The following is an 18,894-nucleotide window of genomic DNA, read 5'->3' as shown; positions in this document are numbered from 1 at the left end:
AAGGCTCCCACCCACAAGCACCGCCTCTTCAACCGAGCAGAAAGAAAGACCGCATGTCCAGGACGAACATCAACCCCACCGCAGGCGTGTTGCGCCACGAAGCGTACTTCCCGTCGCAGGAGGCATTGGTCTATGGCGGCCGGACGTGGAGCTACGCCGAGTTGGTCGCCGAGGTGCGGATTTTTGCCGGGGCGCTGGCGGCAGCCGGGTTACGGCCGGGCGATCGGGTGGCGTACCTCGGCCTCAACAGCGTGACGTTCATTGAAACGATGCTGGCCTCGTGGTGGGTGGGCGCCGTGTTCGAGCCCTTGAACTTCCGGCTCGCACCCAGCGAGGTACAGGGGCTGCTGGAGATGTCCACACCAACGGTCCTGGTCGTCGAGCCGACCCACCTGGACGTTGTCGACGTCGTCCAGAACCGGGGAGGTCTCGGCTCCGGCACCTGCGTGCTGGTGGTCGACAACGACGCCGAAGTCCCCGCCCCGCCGGAATTCTCCCCGCGATATTCGCGGCTGTCGGAATTCCTCCGTGGCGGCGCCTCAACCGTGCCTCAGGTTGCTTCCGCCGGGGACGAAGGCCTCGCCATCCTCATGTTTACGTCCGGCACCACCGGCAGGCCCAAGGGCGTGCAGCTCACGTTCGGGAACCTCTGGTGGAACCAGCTCAACGTCGATTCCCTGGTCGACACCCGGCGCGGGGACACGAACCTGGCGGTCGCCCCGTTGTTCCACATCGGCGGCCTGAACGCGTTGACCATCCGCAACCTGGTCCGCGGTGGACGAACGGTGATCCGTCGCGCGTTCGACCCCCGCGAGGCCTTGAGGGACATCGAACGCCATTCCGTCGCCCAGGCCTTCCTCGTCCCGGCCATGCTCTCCGCGATGCAGGCGACCGAAGAGTTCGCGCACCGCGACCTGTCATCCCTCCGGTCCCTCATTTGCGCGGGTGCGCCCGTCCCCCCGATCCTGTTGCGCCAGTACGAGGTGAAGGGTGTCGCCGTCCAGCAGGCGTGGGGCCTGACCGAAACCTCGCCCTTCGCGACGTACCTTCCTGCCGAACTGACGCACGCCAAGGCCGGCTCCTGCGGGATGCCCATGCCGCATACGCAGGTTCGCATCGTCGATCCCGAAACCGGCAAGGAGGCCGCAGCCGGGGAACCGGGCGAGATGTGGGTCAAAGGCCCCAACGTCACCCCCGGCTACTGGCAGGACCCGGTTTCCACCGCGGCCGCCTTCACGGACGGATGGTTCCGCACCGGCGACATCGGATACCAAGACCCAGACGGCTTCTTCTACATCGTCGACCGGCTCAAGGACATGATCATCACCGGCGGCGAAAACGTGTACCCGGCGGAGGTCGAACGGGTCCTGATGGAATACCCGGGCGTGCTCGACGTGGCCGTGGTTGGGGTGGATGACCCGGACTGGGGAGAGTCCGTGACCGCGGTGATGTGCCTGCGCGACCACCAGGAGCCCACCATCGACGAAGTCCGCACCTTCGCGGGGCTGCACCTGGCCCGCTACAAAATCCCGAAAAACCTGGTGCTGACCACGGCCGTGCCGCGCAACGGCTCCGGGAAGCTCGACAAGGTCTCCGTCAGGGCCCTCGCCGCGGCCAGCCTGCAAGACGGAGCCTCTCGCCGATAGTCGCCCCAGGCGCCTTGGGTGCGCACCGGATGCGTCCAGGGACGCCAGGACCGCACGACGGCGGGAGGGCACCCCAGGCGCCTTCCCGCCGTCGTCGTTTTGCCGGGTATCAGGCGCCCAAGGCGCGCTCGATGGCGCTGGCCGCCTCGACCAGGCGCCGGCCGATGCCGGCTCCGTCCAGGCTGCTGGCCGCGGAGGCGTAGACGACGGCGACCGCGGCGCGCAGCTGGCCCGGCACCACCAGCGGGGCGGCGACGGAGGAGACCCCGGGGATGACCTCGTCGTGGCTGGTGGCGAACCCGGCCCGGCGCGCCTTCTCCACGACCGGCCGATAATCCTCCTCGCCTCCCGAGGCGTACCACTCCTCCTCGGTGTAAGTGGACTGGATGACAATGCCGGGCGCCCCCCGCCCGATCGGGTGGCGCGTACCGGGGCGCTGCAGCACGGTCGCGTGGCCCTCGCGCGGTTCCACCGTGACCAGGGTGATGCACTCGCGGGTGTCCCAGACGACGACGAGTGCGGACATCGACAACTCGTTCGCCAGTACCGTCAGTTCGGGCAGTGCCGCCGTCTGCAGGTCGCGCTGCACGCTCCGCGCCAGCGCGGCGAGCCCGGGCGCGGTCAGCACCCGGCCGGATTCGTCGCGCATGACCAGGCGGTGGTCCTCCAGCGTGCGCAGGATGCGGTAGGCGATCGAGCGGTGCACGCCCATGGACTCCGCCAGTTCCGCGATGGTCATCGGCCCGGGGGCTTCGGCGAGGATCTCCAGCAGCCGGATGCCGCGTGAGAGCGTTTGTGAATGCGCGGAATCGGCGGGCTTGGCGGCTTCTGCAGTCTTCGGCACGGCAGACCTTTCGGCGGGAAGATGGGGACGGGGCATTGTGTCGCGTGCCACGCGGGGCTACCTTGGACGCAGGAATTCTATTTATGCACTTTGAGTTCGATTATAGAACAAAAATGGCGATCAGCCAACCCGCAAGATCCCCACACCGTACCGATGGCATCCCATCCGCAATCCCCCAAGAAGCAGAGGGGCACCCCTCCGGGCACGGACCGCGGCCCCGCCGATCCGGCCCCGGCCCTGGCTACTCGGCGAACACCGGGGAGGTTTCCTGGCGGCTGATCTCAACGTGGACGAAGGCCAAGGCTTCGGCCAGCTCGGACTTCCCGGCGAGGATCGCCTTGCACAGCGCGACGTGCTCCGCATGGACGGCCGCATGGTCCCGCTCGGTGACGATGTGGAACAACCGCTGCACGCGCCCGCTGATGGGCACCATGATGTGCTGCAGCAAGGAGTTACCCGTCAGCTTGAGGACCTCCTCGTGGAGCCTCGAATTCGCCTCGGCGATCCGCGGGTTGTCGCCCTCGGCAACGGCCTCCTCGGCCTCGGCCAGGCAGGCCGACAAGGCCGTCGTGTCCGCCCCCTGGGCGCACCTTTCCGCGGCGAGCTTGGCCGCCAGGACCTCCAGGCTGGAACGGACTTCGAACAGCTCGTCCACGTCCTGTCGAGCCATCCGCGTCACGATGGCCCCGCGACGCGGAATCGTGGTGACGTACCCTTCGCTCTCCAGTTGGGGCAGGGCCTCGCGGATGGGGATCCTGGAGACCTTGAGCTTTTCCGCCACCTCCCGTTCGCGAATCCTCTCGCCGGGCTTCAACGTGCCGTCGATGATGCGCTCCCTCAACCACTCGTAGATGCCCTTGGCGAGGGTGGGCTCGATGGCCGCACCATCGGTCGGCCGGGTAGCTGGTGACATAGGTCCTCCAAGAGACACGATGCTCCGGGGGCGGAACAAGGCGTTGGTGTCCAAGTGGTACCCATCGTGTGGGCCGCGACGCAGGTACTGGCCAGCTGCCCCTGACCAGCAAGTTGGTATATTAAACCACCCCCAATCCCGCATGGCCCGCAGGCAGGACTCGACATCTCCCATGGTGGGGCGCCGCTTCCGGTTCCCGTCCCCCTTTGGGCGCCCCACTGCCGGGACACGACCCGCCGGTCCGAGCGCCCGCCCCGCGCAACACATTTTGGTATACCATCTGTCTGACATCCTCGTTGAAGCCCCTCGAGTGGAGGGCTTCCTTCGCACCGCCAATGACAGGGAGTGTCGATGACCGTTTCTTTCCGCACAAAACGCGTTTGGATCTTTCGGGAGCCCGTGAGGGAGGCCGATCTCCAGGCCCTGGCCGACGAACTGACGGCCTCCGGGCTTGCCGAGCAATGCGCCGTCGACCTGGTCGTGCCGGGAAGCTTCGAGGCGGGCCCGGCCACGGCTTCCGTCGACGAAATCACGGCACTGTTCCACGCCTACGGGGTGCCTCAGAACCTGTCGCGGGAGGGCACTTGGACTGGCCTCCTCCAGGGCATGGACACCTATTCCGTCGCCGAGCGGACCGTCTTCGACCGGAGCCGGCCTTCGAAGCCGGGCCAGCCGGCGGCCGGTCCGCTGCGACTGGGAACCCAGCGCCGGCTCGCTGCGCTGTCCGGCGAGCAGTTCCGGAACCACTGGTGGAATTCGCACGCGCCAAAGGTGACACGGCACATGCCGGGAGTCGTGCGGTATACCCAAAGCTACGTCCTCTCCTGTTCGCCCGGCGCGGTGGAGATGGACGGGTGGTACGAAAGCCTGCTGCGGTCCCCGCAGTCGCTGACCACGGACCTCTTCGACTCCGACGAGGGCAAGCGCATCATGGACCTCGACGGCGAGGCCATGGTGGACAGCGCCCGGACCGAACGCGCGTCCATGCGGCGCCTGCAGTTCTTCCCGGAGCCGGCCTACCTGGAGCGGTCCCTGCGGGAACGCTCCAGGTAGGCCTGTAGTTCGCCGTTCCGTCCCCGCCAAAAGTCTTGGTGCCGGAACATAGGCATTCGGCGGCCTGCGCGCTGCGCCGCACCGTGGAACCGTGGGTGGCGATCCGAGACAGGATCGCCACCCACGGCATCGGAAACACGGCTATTGTCTGGCTGCGAGCGCCGCTTTCGCATCATCCCTGACACGGCTCTTGAGGCGGACGATTCCGGCCACAAGCCGTGCCCCGGCAACGAACTGCACGCACGCCACGGCGATCAGCGCGATGTACATGAACGACCAGTCGGAACCGGTGGCCAGCCCTGCCAGCAGCGGAACGGCCGTCGCGGTGGCATACCCGAGGCTCTGCACCCGGCCCGAGAGGGCGACCCCTTGCCCCGTCAGCCGGCCCAGGTCTCCGATGATCGCCAGGACGACGGGGAAGATCGCGGTTCCGGTGCCGAGCAGCAGCGCCGCAATCACGGCCCCCGCGAGGCCCAGGTTCGGCACAAGGAGAACGGCGCAGCCGGCGATCGTCGCACACGACAGGGTCGCAAGCACGCCGATCCGGTGTCCTCGGCCGAAGAGGGTCGGGGCGATCAGCCCCACGGGCAGGCCGACCACCAGCAGGAGGGCGAAAACGTACCCCGCAACGTCGGCGCTGAGTCCCCGGCTCAGCATCATGGTGGGGAACCAGCCCATGATGGTGAAGGCCAAGGCCGCCTGGGTGGCGAACAGGACCACCAGCAGGGCCGTGAACCCGGTCTTCGTCGGGCGCTGTTTCGCCTGGGATGGGGACGGGCTTTCTGTTTCCGGTTCTGATTTCGCCCGCCGGAGCAAGGGCAGCCAGAGAAGGGCCGCCAAGACGGGGAACACCACCCAGATTGTCAGGGCTAGGTTCCAGTTCTGCAGCCACAGCGCGAGGGGTGCTGTGGCGGCGGCTGCGATAGTGGTGCTGACCGTCATGACACCGGTATAGGCCCCGGTGGTCGATCCGATCCGGTCAGGGAAATAGCTGGCGGTGAGGGCGGGCAGAAGCACATTGATCAGCGCCGTGGCGCAGAGGGCCAGCACCGTGCAGGCGACCAGTTGAGCCAGCGAGCCCCAGGGCCGCAAGGCCAGCCCCACCGTGCACACCACGATCGCGGCCAAGATGGCCCCGACGGTGCCGAGCCGCCGCACAACCAGCGGCGTGAGGAAACCCGCCATGGCGAAGATCGGCATGGGCGAGGAGACCAGGAGCGAGAGCACCACGGGCGCATCGAAATCCACCCGGACCTGGTCCAGGACCGCCGCCAAGGAGGTGATCACCGGCCTCATCCCGGCCGCCGTCAAGTAAATGGCCGCCAGGGGCAGCAGTTTGGCCATCCGTCCCGGGCCCTTGGCGCCTGCCCCTTGCGATTCATCCACTTTGCACTCTCTTCCGGTCGATTGGTGATACGTCCCGGGGCACCCCCGGGGCCCTGCCGCAGCAGGGGGCGGAGCGGACGACCCGGCCCCCGCTCCGCCCCCTGCAACTCCATGGCGCTATACGACGTTGAGTCGGTTCGGGATGCGGTTCAGCTCCTCGGGCATCCCGTCGCGCAGCAGCACGGTGCCGCCGATGCAGACCCGTTTTCCGTCCCGCAGGGCATTGGGTTCGAAGGCGAAGGCATGGCCCTCCTGGAGGACGAAGTCACCGTCCAGCCCCACGCCGGAGGGCAGCTTCTCCAAGTGGGTCAGCGCCGGGTCGACCTCGGGGTGCAGCCTTGTGGCGCTGTTGAACAACGGGGAAACGGTCTGGATCATCGGACCGGTGTTCCAGGTCCGTGAGGCGTGCAGGGGCTCCTCCATCGCGGCCGCCACTTCCGCGAAGCGCACGCCGGGGCGCAGCACCGCCAGGCCCGCGTGGTAGGACTCCAGGCACACCTCTTCGAGCTCCCGGAGTAGCCGGTCGGGCTCGCCGATGCTGACGTCGATCTGCTGCTGGGATTCGATGCCGCCGTAGAAGGAGAAGATCTCCGCCGCGATCGTGTCGCCGGTGGAGAGGATGTGGGGCGCCCCGCCCATGTAGAACCACTCCGGCGGTGCCCAGGCGAAGCGTTCACGCCCCGCGCGTTGGAGCATGAAGGGCTGCCGGATCCACCCGCCCCCACTGACGATCGCGTGGACCGCCGCGGCGGCGACCTCGTGCTCGGAGGCGCCCTCGCGGGAGGCCTCGGCGAACGCCTGTCAGGCCGCCTCGCCGAGGGAAGCGGCCTTCCGCAGGAGGACCTGTTCCTCCGGGCTCTTGACCAGCGCGAGCACTTCGTAGGCGGCGGCCACGTCCACCCAGTTCACCTTCGGCAGGCTCCGCAGGACCTCCTGCCAGGTGGTGTAGGAGATCGTGCCACGGGCCTCGCCGACGAAGCGGCCGGTCAACCCAACGATCCCGACGGTGCCTCGGTCCAGGCCGCGTTCCTTGAGCAGGTCGGCCAGCATGGCCAGCTGGTCGCCGTGCCGCCACTGGTCCGCCCACCGCTCCCAGCGTTGCCCGGGCGCATCGTAGCGTTCCAGGGGCACGTCTCCGAGCAGCATCACCGGGTCCTCGGTGCGGGTCATCACAACGATGGCCTTCTTGGCCTCGTTCGTCAGGTAGGCGTCGGTGGCGTCTCGCCCCAGTCCAAAGACAACGATCGCGTCGAGCGAGTGGTCGGCCAGGAGCTGGCGGACGGCGGCCCATCGCCGGTCGCGCTCGGCCAGGCTCAGGGTCGGGTAGTCCGTGGTGGCATGGGCTGATACGGGGTTCATGGGTGCATAACTCCTAGGTGGGTGGGAATCGTCATGTAAGGAATGGGTGGCTATCGGGCTACGGCCTTGGTCTCCCGGCGTGCGGCCAGGCTGTCGAGGACCTTGCGGAGGTGCCTCACGCTCTCGAACAGGAAATCCAGTGGTTCCGTCGGCTGGAGGGGCGCCCGCAGGGCCTTGAGGTCGGGCGCCTCGCCCCGGTCCGCACGGTCGCCGTACCGCCGGGCCAGATGCACGACGGCGAGCGCCTCGGCCGCCGTGAGGTCCGGATGCCCCTGCTGCCAGACGGGGTCGTAGAGCGGCAGGGTCATTTCCGCCCGGCTGCGCGTCACGCCCTCGATGGAGAGCATCAGGGGCCGTTCCATCGGGGACCGCTCCAGCAAGGGCGAGATCACCTCGGGCCAGGACAGGCATCCTTGCCCAACCGGCATCAGGAACCTGCTGATGCCCGCGTCCGTGAACGTCAGGGCAACGTCGCGCACATGGGTGGCCCTGACGTAGGGGGCCACCCGTCGTGCGGCGGCCACGGGATCTTCGCAACGCACCAGGACGTTGGCCGTGTCGAAGGTAATGCCGAGCACGTCCGGGCCCACCTCTTCGACCAGGCGCACCACCTCGAAGGAGGTGATTTCCTCGTGCGTCTCAAGGTTCACGTGGGATCCGTGGTCGCGCAGGACCGGGGCAAGTCGGTGCAGGAACCTGGCGGTCGCCCGCAGCTGGTCGGTCCACGGCACGTCCGTGCGGAAGCGGTCGCAGGAGTAGGGGGCCGGGAGCGTGAACTGGTAGTTCGCGGTGGCCGACCACAGCTCGTGGACCCCCGCCTCGGCGGCGGCCTCCACCAGCAGGGACATGCCCTTGAGGTAGTCGCCCTGGCCCAAGGCACGGATCCCGGGGGCCTCCGGGGTGGAGAAGGGGTTGACCTTCCCGATCCCTGCCTCAAGCCAAAGCCCGGCCTCCTTCGCCTGCGCGGCCACGTCGCGCAGCTGCGCGCGGTCCAGCGTGGGGCTGAGGTCGAGCACGGACCGGAAGTAGACGCCGTCCAGCCCGTACTCGACGCTCTTGTGCAGGATCCAGGCCGCGTCCTTGCCCTCGGCGAAGGGGAACTTCGTGCTGTCCGCCCCGATCAGGGCGGGCGGACGGACCTCACTCGCGTCCCGCATGGGCGGCCCCCTCCTCCTGCAGGTCGACCAGGCCGCGGGCAAACACGTTGTCGGGATCGAACCGCGTCTTGATCTCGACGAGGCGGTCGAACTTGTCCCCGTAGATCTCGCGCCCCGAGGCCGCGTCGCTGTGTTCGGAGGTGAAGTTGATGTAGGTGCCGTTCTCCCAGGGCTGGAGCGCGCCGGAGAAGCCCTTGACCCAATGGACCAGGGCCGGACGCTCGTCGCTGTACTCCCAGTCCGCTCCGATGTTGCCGGCCCAGCGCGAATGGATTCCGGTGGTCGAATCGTTGCTGTGGTCCCTCGGCGTCGTCTTGCCCGCGATGAGCTCGAACGGGCACATGACCTGGTGGGTGATGAAGGAACTGGAGTTCAGCGAGCGGCCGGGGTAGGCGTCGACCTTCTCAAGGACCGCCTCGAGCATCTCGTCCGGCATCTCACGGAACGCCATGTGGCGCCAGTAGTGGGAGATGCCGTAGCGGAACTCGTCGTCTGTGGCATGCTGCAGGGTCACGTGCGGGATGGTCCGGACGCTGGTGTAGATCGGCTGGGCGGTGCCGAACATCGGCGCCGTGAGGCCCGGTTCCTCGGCCGGATCCCCGTAGGTCACGGTGGCGACGGAGATGATCTGCCGGCCGCGGTGCTCGCGCGGGACCTGGGACCAGTATTCGGGACAACGGTAGAGGCGGACGTACGTTCCGACGTTGTCCGGCATGGCCGGGGCATGGTCACGGAAGTGCTGAAGCAGGGGCATCCGGTCCTCGGCGGCGTAGAGCCCGATCCGCACGGTGGCCAGGCCCGGCAGGTCAACGTAGTCGAAGACGAACTCGGTGGCGATGCCGAAGTTGTGGCCCGCACCCTTGAGGGCCCAGAAGAGGTCCGGTTCGTTCTGTGCGTTGACGCGCCGGATGGCGCCGTCGGCGGTGACGATCTCCACCTCCCGCAGGAAGTCGACGGTTGAGCCGAACATGCGGGACAGGTAGCCCATCCCGCCACCGAGCGTCAGTCCCGCCACGCCCGTGTGGGAGACGACGCCGGCGGGGATGGCGATCTCGTGCGGCTCGGCGGCACGGTCGACGTCGCCCCAGCGGCAGCCTGCGCCGACGGTGACGGTCCGGGCAGCGGTGTCGACCGAGACCTGGCGCATGAGGCCCGTGTCGATCAGGACGCTGCCGTCGGCGACGCTGGTGCCGGCCAGGTTGTGCCCTCCGCCGCGCACGGTGATCGGCACCCGGCGTTCGGCGCACCATGACAGCGCGGCGGCGGCGTCCTGGGCCGTGCGGCACTGGACGATGGCCGACGGGTGGCGGTCGATGTCCGCGTTCCAGATGCGGCGGGCGGTCTGGTAGCCCGGATCGCCGGGGAAAATCACGTTGCAGGAAACCGCGTCGGCCAGCGGACGGAGGCCAAGGGTGTCAGTCATGGATTACCTCTTCGTGTTGACGGTGGATTGGAGTTGGGCAAGTTCGTGGCGAAGGTTCGACAGGGACGTCTGGAGGAACTCGATCTGCGCGGCCTGGGCGGGACGGTGGAGCCGCAACTCCTCGACGGAGGGGCGTTCGCGCCGGACCACCTGGGAGGGGTAGTCGTCCGCCCACCGCCGGAGGACCCCGAGTTCCTCCTCGTCCAGATCCGGATGGGCTCCGCGCCAGAGCGGGTCTTCCGGGCTCAAGGGCATCTCCGCGCGGGTGGCGCCCACGGCCTCGATGCACAGGTCGATTCCGGGCCGGTGCGCCAAGAGCGGGTCCAGGACGGAGGACCAGTCGATCGCCCCGGTCCCCAAGGGAGCCAGGAAGCGCGAGATACCCTGTTGGGTCGGCACCAGGTGCACGTCGCGCAGGTGCGTCATGTGGGTGAAGGGTGCGACGCGGCCGGAGGCCGCCGCCGGGGTTTCGCCCCTGAGCACCACGTTGGCCGGGTCGAAGCAGACGCCGAGCACGTCCTCTCCGATGCGGTCGATCAGACGCAGGATTTCGTGGGAGGTGACCTCCTCGTGCGTTTCGATGTTGAGCCTGACCCCGTGGGAGCGCAGCATCGGGGCGAGCACTTCCAAGTAGTTGGCGCTCGCGTCGAGCTGCTCTTCCCAGGTGCAGTCGGTCCGGAAACGGTCGAAGCAGAACAGCCCGGGGTACTTCTTGAACCCGCCCAGTGCGGTCCAGGCCTCGAACCACCCGTGTTCCGCGCAGAGCTCCACCATCCTTGCCATGCCTGCGGCGTGGCTGCCGCCACCGAGTGCCCGCACGCGCGGCTGCTCGGCGGTCATGTAGGGGTTGACCTTCCCGAGCCCGACCTGGACGAACATCTCCCGCGCCGCGGCTTCCTGGGCGAATTCGCGGATCCGGCCGGCGTCAAGGTCGGGGAAGGCCTCGTCCAGGGTGCGCACGAGGATGCCGGAGAAACCCAGCTCCGCCAGCACTCCCAGCGTTGCCGCCGGGTCGTCGCAGAGCACGTTGGCCCCGTCCTGGAACTTGACGTCGGCGCCGATCCGGTTCATGCCAGCTCTCCCGCCGCTTGGGTGGCCAACACCGGAGAGGGGCCGCCACGGCGGCGTTGGCGTTCCAGCCGCGGGTCCGGCACGGGAACCGCCGCCAGCAGCTCGCGGGTGTACTCCGACGTCGGATCCGCGTACACCCGGGCGACGGGGCCGGCCTCCGCGACGCGTCCCTGGTTCAGCACAACGAGCCGGTCGCACAGGTACTTCACGACGGCCAGGTCGTGGGCGATGAAGAGCACGGTGAGGTTCAGCTGCCGCTGCATGTCCTTGAGCAGGTTGAGCACCTGGGCCTGGACCGAAACGTCCAGCGCCGACACCGGCTCGTCGCACACGAGCAGCTTGGGGCCGACCGTGAGGGCTCGGACGATCGCGATGCGCTGGCGCTGTCCGCCGGAGAAGTCCCGCGGATAGCGTTCCAGGTGCTGCTCCGACATTCCGACCATGTTCAGCAGGGAGAGGATCCTCTCCCGCCGTTCCGCCGCCGGGAAGCCCCCGACCACCACCATTGGTTCCTCGAGGATCTGGCGGACCGTCATCCTGGGATTGAGGCTGGAGAACGGGTCCTGGAAGACCATCTGCACGTCGCGGCGGTAGGCGGCAAGCTGGGCCTTGCTGGCGGAGCCAAGCTCGAATTCGCCGTTGTAGATGATCGACCCGGCAGTGGGTCTCTCCAGGCCCATCATGCAACGCAGGGTCGTGGACTTCCCGGAGCCGGACTCGCCGACCAACCCAAGAACCTCGCCCTCGTTGATGTCGAAAGTGACGTCGTCAAGGGCACGGTGGGCGCGCCGGCCCTTCCCGAAGGTCTTCGCAAGCCCCTGCACTCGGAGTAGGGCGTTAGGCATTGTGTGCTCCTTCCTGCATGTCCATGAAGTCCTCCACGGTTCGCAGCCGGACCGACGGATCGGCGTCCAGCCGTGGGATGGAGGCCAGCAGGCCACGCGTGTACGGGTGCGTCGGGGCATCGAACAGGCGCTCCACGGGCTGCTCCTCCACGAGTTGGCCCCGGTACATGACCGCGACCCGGTGGGCGAGGCCCGCCACGATGGCCAGGTCATGGGTAATGAACAGGACCGCCAGGTTCAGCTCCTCGGACAGTTCCTCGATCAGTCCCAGCACCTGGCCCTGGACCCGAACGTCCAGGGCGGTGGTTGGCTCGTCGGCGATCAGGAGCTTCGGCTCATTGATCAGCGCCGCCGCCATGACGACGCGCTGCCGCATGCCGCCGGAGAACTCCGACGGATAGGCCTTGAGACGCTCCTGCGCCCGGGGGACGCTCAACCTCTGCAGCGCCTCCGCCGCACGGGCATACGCCTTTTTCCTAGGCACGCCGCGCACGAGCAGCGGCTCCGCCACCTGTTCCCCGATGGTCAGCACGGGGTTCAGCGCGGTCATCGGGTCCTGGAAGATCATGGACATGGCGCTGCCGCGCAATTGGCGCATGGTGGCCGGGGGCGCGCCGACCAGTTCGCGGCCCTCCCAGCGGATCGAGCCGCTCAGGGCCATGTTCCGGTCCAACTGCATGATGGCCTTGGCCGTCATTGACTTTCCGGATCCCGATTCGCCCACCAGGGCGAGGCGCTCCCCCGGCTGGATGTCGAAGCCCACGTCGTCGACAAGGAGCAGGTCCCCCCGCCCCCGGTCGATCCGGTTGGCTTCGGGCACGTGGACGGAAAGCTTCTCCACCTGAAGGAGAGGGGTGCCGTTTTCCACTAGGACCTCCTCGTGGTCGGGTCGACATAGTTTCGTACCGCATCGCCCAGCAGGCCGAAGGCGATGGCTCCGAGCGTGATCCCGATGCCGGGGAAGAGGGCCACCCACCATGCGCTCGTGATGTAGTCCTTGCCTTGGGCGATCATGGAGCCCCAGTCGGCGCTGGGCGGAGGCGCCCCGACGCCCAGGAAGGCCAGGCCGGACATCATCACGATCGTTCCGGAAACCTCCATGCTGGCGTGCACGTAGATCGCGTCCAGGGAGTTGGGCAACACGTGCTTGAGCAGCAGCCGCGGTTTCGAAACGCCGAGAATACGGGCGGCTTCGGTGTAGGTGCTGGTCATGGTTTCCCGGATGATGCCGCGGGCCAGCCGGGCGGTGCTGGGCCAGAGCGCTCCGACCATCGCGATGATGATCGAGGTCATCGACGAACCCAGGGCGGCCGCAATGCCCAAGGCAAGCACCAGGGAGGGCAGGGACATGAAGATGTCGCAGGCCCGCATGATGGTCTCGTCGATCCATTTGGTCGAGACCGCGGCGATGCTGGCCACCAGGATCCCGACCACCGTGGCGAGCAGGACGATCAGTGCGGCGGCAAAGATCGTTTGGCCCGCACCGACGACCAGGCGGGAGAGCACATCGCGGCCCACGTCGTCCGTTCCCATCCAGTGGCTGGGGCTGGGTGGGAGCAGCGCTTCCTTGCTGTTGGCCTGGTAGGGGTCATGCTGCAGGAACAGGGGGCCCAGCACAGCCATGGCCACCATGACCCCCACGAGCACGATCGAGAACCGGTCGAGCCACGGCGTGCGCCGGTTCCAGAATCCGCGCACCACCTTGTTGATCTGGCTCCCGATCCCGGCAGCCGCGGAGGGGGCGGAAAGGTTTGGCAGTGTCATGGTGCACCTACTTGGGAAAGACGGACCCGCGGGTCGATGGCCATCTGGAGGACGTCGACGACGACGGCAAGGCAAATGAAGACGATTCCGATCACCAGCACCCCTCCCAGGACCGAGAACGTGTCCTGGTTGATGATGCCCATGTGCAGGTAGCTTCCGACCCCGGGCAGGCTGAAGACCGTCTCCACCAGCAGGGCGGCGCTGATCATCCACCCGAACTGCATGCCCACCAGGGTGAGCGTCGATCCCATGGCGCTGCGCAGGCCGTGGCGAACGATGATGCGTCGGGGCGGCACCCCCTTGGCGATGGCGAAGGAGATGAAGTCAGATTTCAGGGCGCTCATCATGTTCGACCTCACGTTGCGTGCCAGCGTCGCCACGAACGGGGCGCTGAGTGCCAAGGCCGGCAGGAGCAGGTGCAGGAACGAATCGACGAAGTTGGCGACCGAACCGAACACCAGCGAATCGGCCAGCGTAAAGCCGGTGACCGTCGGTGGACTCATCCCGAAGCCGTTGGTGCCGGAGATCGGGAACCAGCCGAGGTTGGCGCCCAGAAGCCAGCGCAGCATGATCGCCAGCCAGAAGACGGGGATGCCGCCGCCGATCACGAAGATGATCCGTGCCGCGGTGTCCGCCGCACGCCCCTCATTCACTGCCGCGACCACCCCGAGCGGCACCGCGATGAGCAGGGTGATCAGCATGGAGACGATCACCAGCTGGACCGTTGTGGGCAGGACCGCCGCGATGTCGGACACGACGCTCTGGTGCGTGAAGGCGGAGGTCCCGAGGTCTCCCCGGACCGCCCGCCCCAGGAAGGCGCCGTACTGCGCGAGCAGGGGTTCGTCCAGCCCGAGCTTCTCGCGCACCTGGGCCACCTGCTCTGCTGTGGCGGTCCGCCCCGCCGCGATGCGTGCGATGTCGCCGGGGATGAGCTTGGAGAGGAAGAACACGATCGTCGCGACTCCCCAGATGCTCACCAGGGCCAGGCCGACCCGCCGTGAGATGTACTTGTTCATTGTTTCCCTTGTGCTGTGCCAGACGGTTACTTGGCGAGCTCAATGAGGCTCGCGTCGAACACCTGGCTCGTGGGCATGAATTGGATGCCGGTCACGCGCTTGTCGGCAATGATCTGGATGGCGCGGTTGGCCACGTACAGGGTCGGACGGTCTGCGGCAATGAGCTTTTGGGCCTCGACAAGGTCGTCACAGGCCTGCTGGGCATCGACGCTTTCCGCGGACGCATCGAGAAGGGCATCGACCTGGGCGTTGCTGTACTGGGACGCGTTGGTCTGTCCGATCGCGGAGGAATGCCAGGCCCGCTGCAGCATGGGGCCGACCGACGGGTACGCGGCGAAGTCCCAGGCGATCCCGAGGTCGGGCACCGTCTCGGGCGAGGAGAGCATCTCCAGGTACTGCGGGAAGGTCACGTTCTTGATCTCGACGTTCAGGCCGATCTCTCGCAGGGAAGACTGGAGGACGGTGCCGGCCATGTTGTGCTCGACCGGGCCGGTTTGGTAGGCGAGCGTCAGGGTCGCTCCCTCGGCGCCTGCCTCCTTGATCAGGCTCTTGGCCCGTTCCAGGTCCTGGTGGAGCGCGGGCAGCTCGGCACGGCACCGGACGGTGTCCGAAGCCAGGCCGGTGGCGAACTTGCCCCGGCCGTGCAGGATGGTGTCCAGGTGGCCCTGGTAGTCGTAGGAAAGCTGCAGCGCTTCGCGCACCCGGGGATCGGAGGTCCACTTGCCCTTCATATTCAGGTTCACGTAGGTCTGGATCGGACCCGGGATGGTGACGACCTGGTACTTGTCGGACGATTCGAAGAGGGGCTTGTCAGCCGCCGCGATTTCGTAGCCGATATCGATGCCGCCGGCTTGCAGTTCATCGCGGACGGCGCTGGCTTCGGGGATCATCCGCATTTCCAAGACGGACGGGCGGCCTGCAAGCGGCTCCCAGTAGCCGTCGAATCGGGCGAGCGAGACCTGCTGGCTGGGCTTGAAGGCCTTCATCGCGAAGGCGCCGGAGCCGGCGTCGTTGTTTGCCAGCCACTGCTGTGCGTTGTCGTTGCCTTCGTGCTGCTTCACCAGGGCCGAGTCGAGGATGTAGACCATGCTCAAGGCGTTGATGGCGTCCAGGTTGGTCTCGCGCAACTTGATCGTCACGGTGGAGTCGTCCTGGGCGGTGGCGGACTCGACGCCCGCGATGAAAGCGGCGACTCCGGTGCCCACCTTCTTGGCCCGTTCCAGGGTGTAGACGACGTCGTCGGCCGTGAACGGGTTGCCGCTGTGGAAGGTGACGCCGTCCCGCAGTTTCAGGGTCAAGGACTTCGCGTCCTTGGCGATCTCCCACTCGACGGCGAGTTCGGGAGCGAGTTCCCCCTGGGCGTTGAACGTCACCAGGGTGTTGTAGACCGGCGCGTTGTAGAACTCGTTGGTTGCGTTCGAGGCCTGCTGCGGGTCGAGCGTTTCCGCCATCAGGCGTGTACCGATCACCACGGCCTCGTCGCGGGACGGGGCCCCATTCGTCGAAGCAGGGGCGGAGAGACCACAAGATGTCACAAGAAGGCCCGTGCCGACGCAAGCCGCCAGCAGGGATGTCATCCGGAAAGTGGTGCGAGCCATGGGAAACCTTTCAATGTGCCTGCCCTAGGGGCGGGCGAAGCTGATCAGGGAGTGCCGCTCGGTTCGGTGAGTTCGGCCCGGCATCCGATCTCGCAGGAACCAGTCGACCTCAACTGGTATACAGATTTCCATAGAACGTGGTTCATGTCACCTTAATTGGCAAGATTTCTTGGCCAATTTCCACTTTTGGTATGCCCGATGGTGATTTGTCGGTTTTCGGCCTCCAAGGAATGAGGCACCTCGACGGCGCCGGCCGGACGCATTTCCAAGCCCCCGCCGCCCGGGCGCCGGGCACGTCGCCTCCCGGGAGGAAACCACCACATGCGCCCAGCACCATCCCGTTCCACACCCCAGGCATTGACACCCGCACCACGGGTCACAGGATGTGGTGGTCCGTCCCGGCGGGCCCGGGCCGCGGCGGGCCAGACGCTCTGAGCTGGGATGCCCCCCCTCCTGCACTCTGCGCCCACAGCGGGGCATACATCCGTAGGGTTGGGGGCAGCGGAAGGCCGCACCTACGCTTGGTTCAGGGCCCCGAAGTCCTCCGCGGACCTGATCAAGGGCCGTGACGCGATCGCCGAGTGGGCCAAAATGTCCTACGGCTGGATGGGGCGCAGCCCGGACTGCAAGGCGTCCTTCCTGGCCAGTATGTGCCCGGGTCCAACGGCATCGATTCCCTGCAGCGCGTGAAGACCCTCAAGGCCCTGTGGGACGCCACCAACACCGGGTTCGGCTCCCGCCACAAGCACGACGAGCGCTACTACCGGGGCAGCTACGGGGGCGTTCGCCGACCAGTTCATGGGCGAGTGCGACGAGGACTACTGGACCGTCCCGGGCCTGGTCGCAATAAGGACGTGAACATGATCGGCCGATTCAACCTGTAGCAGTTCAATCTCTAGCGGGCACCGCACGACGCCGGCCCCGCCTTGGTGGCGCGGGCCGGCGTCGTGCATGGCTTGGTGAGGATGGCGGAAAGGACGGCCCGGAGGGCGGATACTGCGCGCGCACCGCGGCGCACCTGCCCGAGCGGCGGGTGCTGGTGGACGGGCTGATGCTGCCGCTGGGAATCAGGAGCGAGCACCCCTCCTTCGGCGCTGATCGAGGCCGTCACCGTCAACGGGATCCGGCCCTTCACGGTTTCCTCCGGGCCGCACTGGGTGGACCGAACCAAACGGCTGGCCGCGGCCGGGGCGGACCCGTTCGTCGGCATCTCGCTGCACCTGGCGGGCCGGAGCACCATCGAACAGGGCGCCAACTCGGCGGCGCTGGGACCCAAGGACTTCACGGTCCACGACTCGACGCTGCCCTATGCCCGGCGGTTCAACGGGGAGTCGGCGGCGCCGGTGGACCTGGTGACCGCCTCTTTCGCGGACGCCATGGGGTTCGTCGCCGAACGGTGGGGGCCGCGACGTGCGGCACTTCTCCCGCGTCTTCCGGCAGGCCTGCGGCCGCTCCCCCAACGCCTATCGGCGGGATCTCGCGGCGCGGGCCGGGAACCGGGGCGGCTAGACCAGCGCGTCGCGGCTCTGCAGCCGGCGGAACGCGGAGCCGTGGAAGACCAGCGGGGCGTGGGCGTCGTCGTGCGTGGCGTGGCCGTGCACGCGCAGTAGCACCACGTGGTGGTCCCCGGCCGGGATCTCCTGCTCCACGGAGCAGTCCAGCCACAGGGCGGCGTCGTGCAGGAACAGCGCGCCCTCGTCGGTGGAGTCCAGGGCCAGCCCGGCGAAGCGGTCGCCGGTGCGGGCGGAGATCTGGCGGCAGACGTCCTCGTGGGCCTCGCCGAGGATGGACACGCCGATGCGCGCGTTGCGGCGCACCACCGGCCAGGTGCGGGAGGAGTTCTGAACGGCGAACATCACCAGCGGCGGCTCCAGGGACACGCCCACGGTGAAGGAGGAGGCGACGATGCCCTGGGGCTCGCCGTCGACGATCGCGCACAGCGCCGCGACGCCGGAGGGGAAGCGGGAGAAGGCGGTGCGCAGGGAGTTCGCGGAGAGGTCATCGGTGAGGGCCATGGCTTGATCCTTCGACGTCGGGCGCGCGGGTGGTATGGCGCCCCCCCCACGCGGTACTTGCCGGCCGGTTTTCCGGGCGGCCGAATCATCACCTGGAACACCCCACTACCGAAAGAGGGTTGTCGGCCAACAAGCCAGGGCTTCGCGTTGACGCTCTTGATTCGTCACCAACGCTACGGCGCTGGCGGGCGCCCGGTCAAAGGAACCCGGGCTTCTGTTGCGTACTGCGTCGAAACGGGCTGTCAGAACGCAATTTGAGGAAACGCAAAAGGGCCCCGCCGAAGCGGGACCCTTTCGCCACGCGGCACCCTAGGGCACCGGTGGAATGCTGTTGCCAGACTTACTTCGCGGCGACGACCTGCAGGTCGATGGTCGCGGAGACGTCCTCGTGCAGGCGGACGGTGGCCTGGTGGGCACCGGTCGACTTGATGTGCTCGGTGATTTCCACCTTGCGCTTGTCGATCTTGCCCAGGCCAGCGGCCTCGACAGCCTTGGCGACGTCGTCGGCCTTGACGGTGCCGAACAGGCGGCCCGTGGCGCCAGCCTTGACGGTCAGCTTGACCGGCTTGGCGGACAGGGACGCAGCGAGCTGCTTGGCCTCTTCCAGGGAAGCGACGGCGCGGGCAGCACGGGCGGCCTTGATGGACTCGACCTGCTTCTCGCCACCCTTGCTCCAGGTGATGGCGAAGTTGCGGGGCAGCAGGTAGTTACGTGCGTAACCGTCCTTCACCTCGACGACGTCGCCAGCGGCACCCAGGCCGGTGACTTCATGGGTCAGAATGAGCTTTGCCATGTTGGTTTCCC

Annotated in this window: 19 protein-coding genes, 1 pseudogene and 1 riboswitch; of the genes and pseudogenes, 5 read left to right on the top strand and 15 right to left on the bottom strand. The window is 67.6% G+C overall.

Annotated elements, in window-relative coordinates; genetic code table 11:
* The first annotated feature begins 53 nt into the window (after positions 1-53).
* Positions 54-1,646 (top strand): acyl-CoA synthetase, encoded by a 1,593-nt coding sequence (locus ABD912_RS18200; RefSeq protein WP_345153052.1) that lies wholly within the window; start codon positions 54-56, stop codon positions 1,644-1,646.
* Positions 1,647-1,755: 109 nt separating this feature from the next.
* Here ABD912_RS18200 and ABD912_RS18195 read toward each other — a convergent pair whose 3' ends face one another.
* Entirely contained in the window at positions 1,756-2,490 is a 735-nt protein-coding gene (locus ABD912_RS18195; RefSeq protein ID WP_345153049.1) for an IclR family transcriptional regulator, read from the bottom strand.
* Positions 2,491-2,731: 241 nt separating this feature from the next.
* Positions 2,732-3,403 (bottom strand): GntR family transcriptional regulator, encoded by a 672-nt coding sequence (locus ABD912_RS18190; protein ID WP_345153048.1) that lies wholly within the window; start codon positions 3,401-3,403, stop codon positions 2,732-2,734.
* Positions 3,404-3,802: 399 nt separating this feature from the next.
* On the opposite strand from ABD912_RS18190, the gene ABD912_RS18185 reads away from it, so the two are divergent.
* Positions 3,803-4,456, top strand: coding sequence for an EthD domain-containing protein (locus ABD912_RS18185; RefSeq protein WP_345153047.1), 654 nt, complete (start codon positions 3,803-3,805; stop codon positions 4,454-4,456).
* A gap of 141 nt (positions 4,457-4,597) precedes the next feature.
* Here the strand turns inward: ABD912_RS18185 and ABD912_RS18180 are convergent, their stop codons facing one another.
* From ABD912_RS18180 to ABD912_RS18130, 11 genes and pseudogenes are all read right to left on the bottom strand, one after another.
* Positions 4,598-5,842: an MFS transporter gene (locus tag ABD912_RS18180; protein ID WP_345153046.1), complete on the bottom strand. Its 1,245-nt coding sequence runs from the start codon at positions 5,840-5,842 to the stop codon at positions 4,598-4,600.
* Between the two features lie 117 nt (positions 5,843-5,959).
* Positions 5,960-6,628: pseudogene (locus ABD912_RS18175) on the bottom strand (M24 family metallopeptidase); the annotation flags it as partial.
* Between the two features lie 15 nt (positions 6,629-6,643).
* Positions 6,644-7,201, bottom strand: a complete 558-nt coding sequence (locus ABD912_RS18170; RefSeq protein ID WP_345153044.1) for an aminopeptidase P family N-terminal domain-containing protein — start codon at positions 7,199-7,201, stop codon at positions 6,644-6,646.
* A gap of 50 nt (positions 7,202-7,251) precedes the next feature.
* A complete protein-coding gene (locus tag ABD912_RS18165) occupies positions 7,252-8,358 on the bottom strand; it encodes a sugar phosphate isomerase/epimerase family protein (RefSeq protein ID WP_345153042.1) in 1,107 nt (368 codons plus the stop codon).
* Complete coding sequence (locus ABD912_RS18160) at positions 8,342-9,781, bottom strand: FAD-dependent oxidoreductase (RefSeq protein WP_345153040.1); 1,440 nt, start codon at positions 9,779-9,781, stop codon at positions 8,342-8,344. Before ABD912_RS18160 ends, ABD912_RS18165 begins: the two co-directional genes overlap by 17 nt.
* 3 nt (positions 9,782-9,784) lie before the next feature.
* The gene (locus ABD912_RS18155; RefSeq protein ID WP_345153038.1) at positions 9,785-10,852 is read right to left on the bottom strand and encodes a sugar phosphate isomerase/epimerase family protein; all 1,068 of its coding nucleotides are present in this window, start codon (positions 10,850-10,852) and stop codon (positions 9,785-9,787) included.
* Positions 10,849-11,697, bottom strand: coding sequence for an ATP-binding cassette domain-containing protein (locus tag ABD912_RS18150; protein WP_345153037.1), 849 nt, complete (start codon positions 11,695-11,697; stop codon positions 10,849-10,851). The genes ABD912_RS18155 and ABD912_RS18150 overlap by 4 nt, the downstream gene beginning before the upstream one ends.
* Positions 11,690-12,565: an ABC transporter ATP-binding protein gene (locus ABD912_RS18145; RefSeq protein WP_345153034.1), complete on the bottom strand. Its 876-nt coding sequence runs from the start codon at positions 12,563-12,565 to the stop codon at positions 11,690-11,692. The genes ABD912_RS18150 and ABD912_RS18145 overlap by 8 nt, the downstream gene beginning before the upstream one ends.
* Complete coding sequence (locus ABD912_RS18140) at positions 12,565-13,461, bottom strand: ABC transporter permease (protein ID WP_345153033.1); 897 nt, start codon at positions 13,459-13,461, stop codon at positions 12,565-12,567. Before ABD912_RS18140 ends, ABD912_RS18145 begins: the two co-directional genes overlap by 1 nt.
* Positions 13,458-14,477, bottom strand: coding sequence for an ABC transporter permease (locus ABD912_RS18135; protein ID WP_345153031.1), 1,020 nt, complete (start codon positions 14,475-14,477; stop codon positions 13,458-13,460). Before ABD912_RS18135 ends, ABD912_RS18140 begins: the two co-directional genes overlap by 4 nt.
* A 26-nt stretch (positions 14,478-14,503) precedes the next feature.
* A complete protein-coding gene (locus ABD912_RS18130) occupies positions 14,504-15,949 on the bottom strand; it encodes an ABC transporter substrate-binding protein (protein WP_345153029.1) in 1,446 nt (481 codons plus the stop codon).
* Positions 15,950-16,516: 567 nt separating this feature from the next.
* Between ABD912_RS18130 and ABD912_RS23595 the strand changes: the two genes are divergently transcribed.
* The 3 genes from ABD912_RS23595 to ABD912_RS23590 all read left to right on the top strand — a co-directional run bounded on the left by ABD912_RS23595 (position 16,517) and on the right by ABD912_RS23590 (position 17,584).
* The gene (locus tag ABD912_RS23595) at positions 16,517-16,765 is read left to right on the top strand and encodes a 4-hydroxyphenylacetate 3-hydroxylase N-terminal domain-containing protein (protein ID WP_425548105.1); all 249 of its coding nucleotides are present in this window, start codon (positions 16,517-16,519) and stop codon (positions 16,763-16,765) included.
* Positions 16,726-16,959, top strand: a complete 234-nt coding sequence (locus ABD912_RS18125; RefSeq protein WP_345153026.1) for a 4-hydroxyphenylacetate 3-hydroxylase C-terminal domain-containing protein — start codon at positions 16,726-16,728, stop codon at positions 16,957-16,959. The genes ABD912_RS23595 and ABD912_RS18125 overlap by 40 nt, the downstream gene beginning before the upstream one ends.
* 526 nt (positions 16,960-17,485) lie before the next feature.
* Entirely contained in the window at positions 17,486-17,584 is a 99-nt protein-coding gene (locus ABD912_RS23590; protein WP_425548104.1) for a helix-turn-helix transcriptional regulator, read from the top strand.
* Here ABD912_RS23590 and ABD912_RS18120 read toward each other — a convergent pair.
* On the bottom strand, positions 17,581-18,090 hold the full coding sequence (locus ABD912_RS18120; RefSeq protein WP_345153024.1) for a flavin reductase family protein: 510 nt from the start codon (positions 18,088-18,090) through the stop codon (positions 17,581-17,583). The genes ABD912_RS23590 and ABD912_RS18120 overlap by 4 nt on opposite strands.
* 48 nt (positions 18,091-18,138) lie before the next feature.
* Positions 18,139-18,252, bottom strand: a riboswitch (SAM riboswitch).
* A 178-nt stretch (positions 18,253-18,430) separates the two neighbouring features.
* Positions 18,431-18,883 (bottom strand): 50S ribosomal protein L9, encoded by a 453-nt coding sequence (gene rplI / locus ABD912_RS18115; RefSeq protein ID WP_345153023.1) that lies wholly within the window; start codon positions 18,881-18,883, stop codon positions 18,431-18,433.
* Between the last annotated feature and the right edge of the window lie 11 nt (positions 18,884-18,894).

This window comes from Arthrobacter ginkgonis (genome assembly GCF_039540195.1).
Lineage (GTDB): Bacteria > Actinomycetota > Actinomycetes > Actinomycetales > Micrococcaceae > Zafaria > Zafaria ginkgonis.
The sequence above is the reverse complement of the archived record's forward strand: the minus strand, read 5'-3'. Positions and strand labels throughout refer to the sequence as shown.

Excerpts from the sequence above, each read along its gene's own strand:
- ABD912_RS18170 (WP_345153044.1), bottom strand. The coding sequence starts at position 7,201 with ATGAACCCCGTATCAGCCCATGCCACCACGGACTACCCGACCCTGAGC.
- ABD912_RS18165 (WP_345153042.1), bottom strand. The coding sequence starts at position 8,358 with ATGCGGGACGCGAGTGAGGTCCGTCCGCCCGCCCTGATCGGGGCGGAC.
- ABD912_RS18140 (WP_345153033.1), bottom strand. The coding sequence starts at position 13,461 with ATGACACTGCCAAACCTTTCCGCCCCCTCCGCGGCTGCCGGGATCGGG.
- ABD912_RS18120 (WP_345153024.1), bottom strand. The coding sequence starts at position 18,090 with ATGGCCCTCACCGATGACCTCTCCGCGAACTCCCTGCGCACCGCCTTC.
- ABD912_RS18135 (WP_345153031.1), bottom strand. The coding sequence starts at position 14,477 with ATGAACAAGTACATCTCACGGCGGGTCGGCCTGGCCCTGGTGAGCATC.
- rplI (WP_345153023.1), bottom strand. The coding sequence starts at position 18,883 with ATGGCAAAGCTCATTCTGACCCATGAAGTCACCGGCCTGGGTGCCGCT.
- ABD912_RS18150 (WP_345153037.1), bottom strand. The coding sequence starts at position 11,697 with ATGCCTAACGCCCTACTCCGAGTGCAGGGGCTTGCGAAGACCTTCGGG.
- ABD912_RS18190 (WP_345153048.1), bottom strand. The coding sequence starts at position 3,403 with ATGTCACCAGCTACCCGGCCGACCGATGGTGCGGCCATCGAGCCCACC.
- ABD912_RS18200 (WP_345153052.1), top strand. The coding sequence starts at position 54 with ATGTCCAGGACGAACATCAACCCCACCGCAGGCGTGTTGCGCCACGAA.
- ABD912_RS18160 (WP_345153040.1), bottom strand. The coding sequence starts at position 9,781 with ATGACTGACACCCTTGGCCTCCGTCCGCTGGCCGACGCGGTTTCCTGC.
- ABD912_RS23595 (WP_425548105.1), top strand. The coding sequence starts at position 16,517 with ATGCCCCCCCTCCTGCACTCTGCGCCCACAGCGGGGCATACATCCGTA.
- ABD912_RS18155 (WP_345153038.1), bottom strand. The coding sequence starts at position 10,852 with ATGAACCGGATCGGCGCCGACGTCAAGTTCCAGGACGGGGCCAACGTG.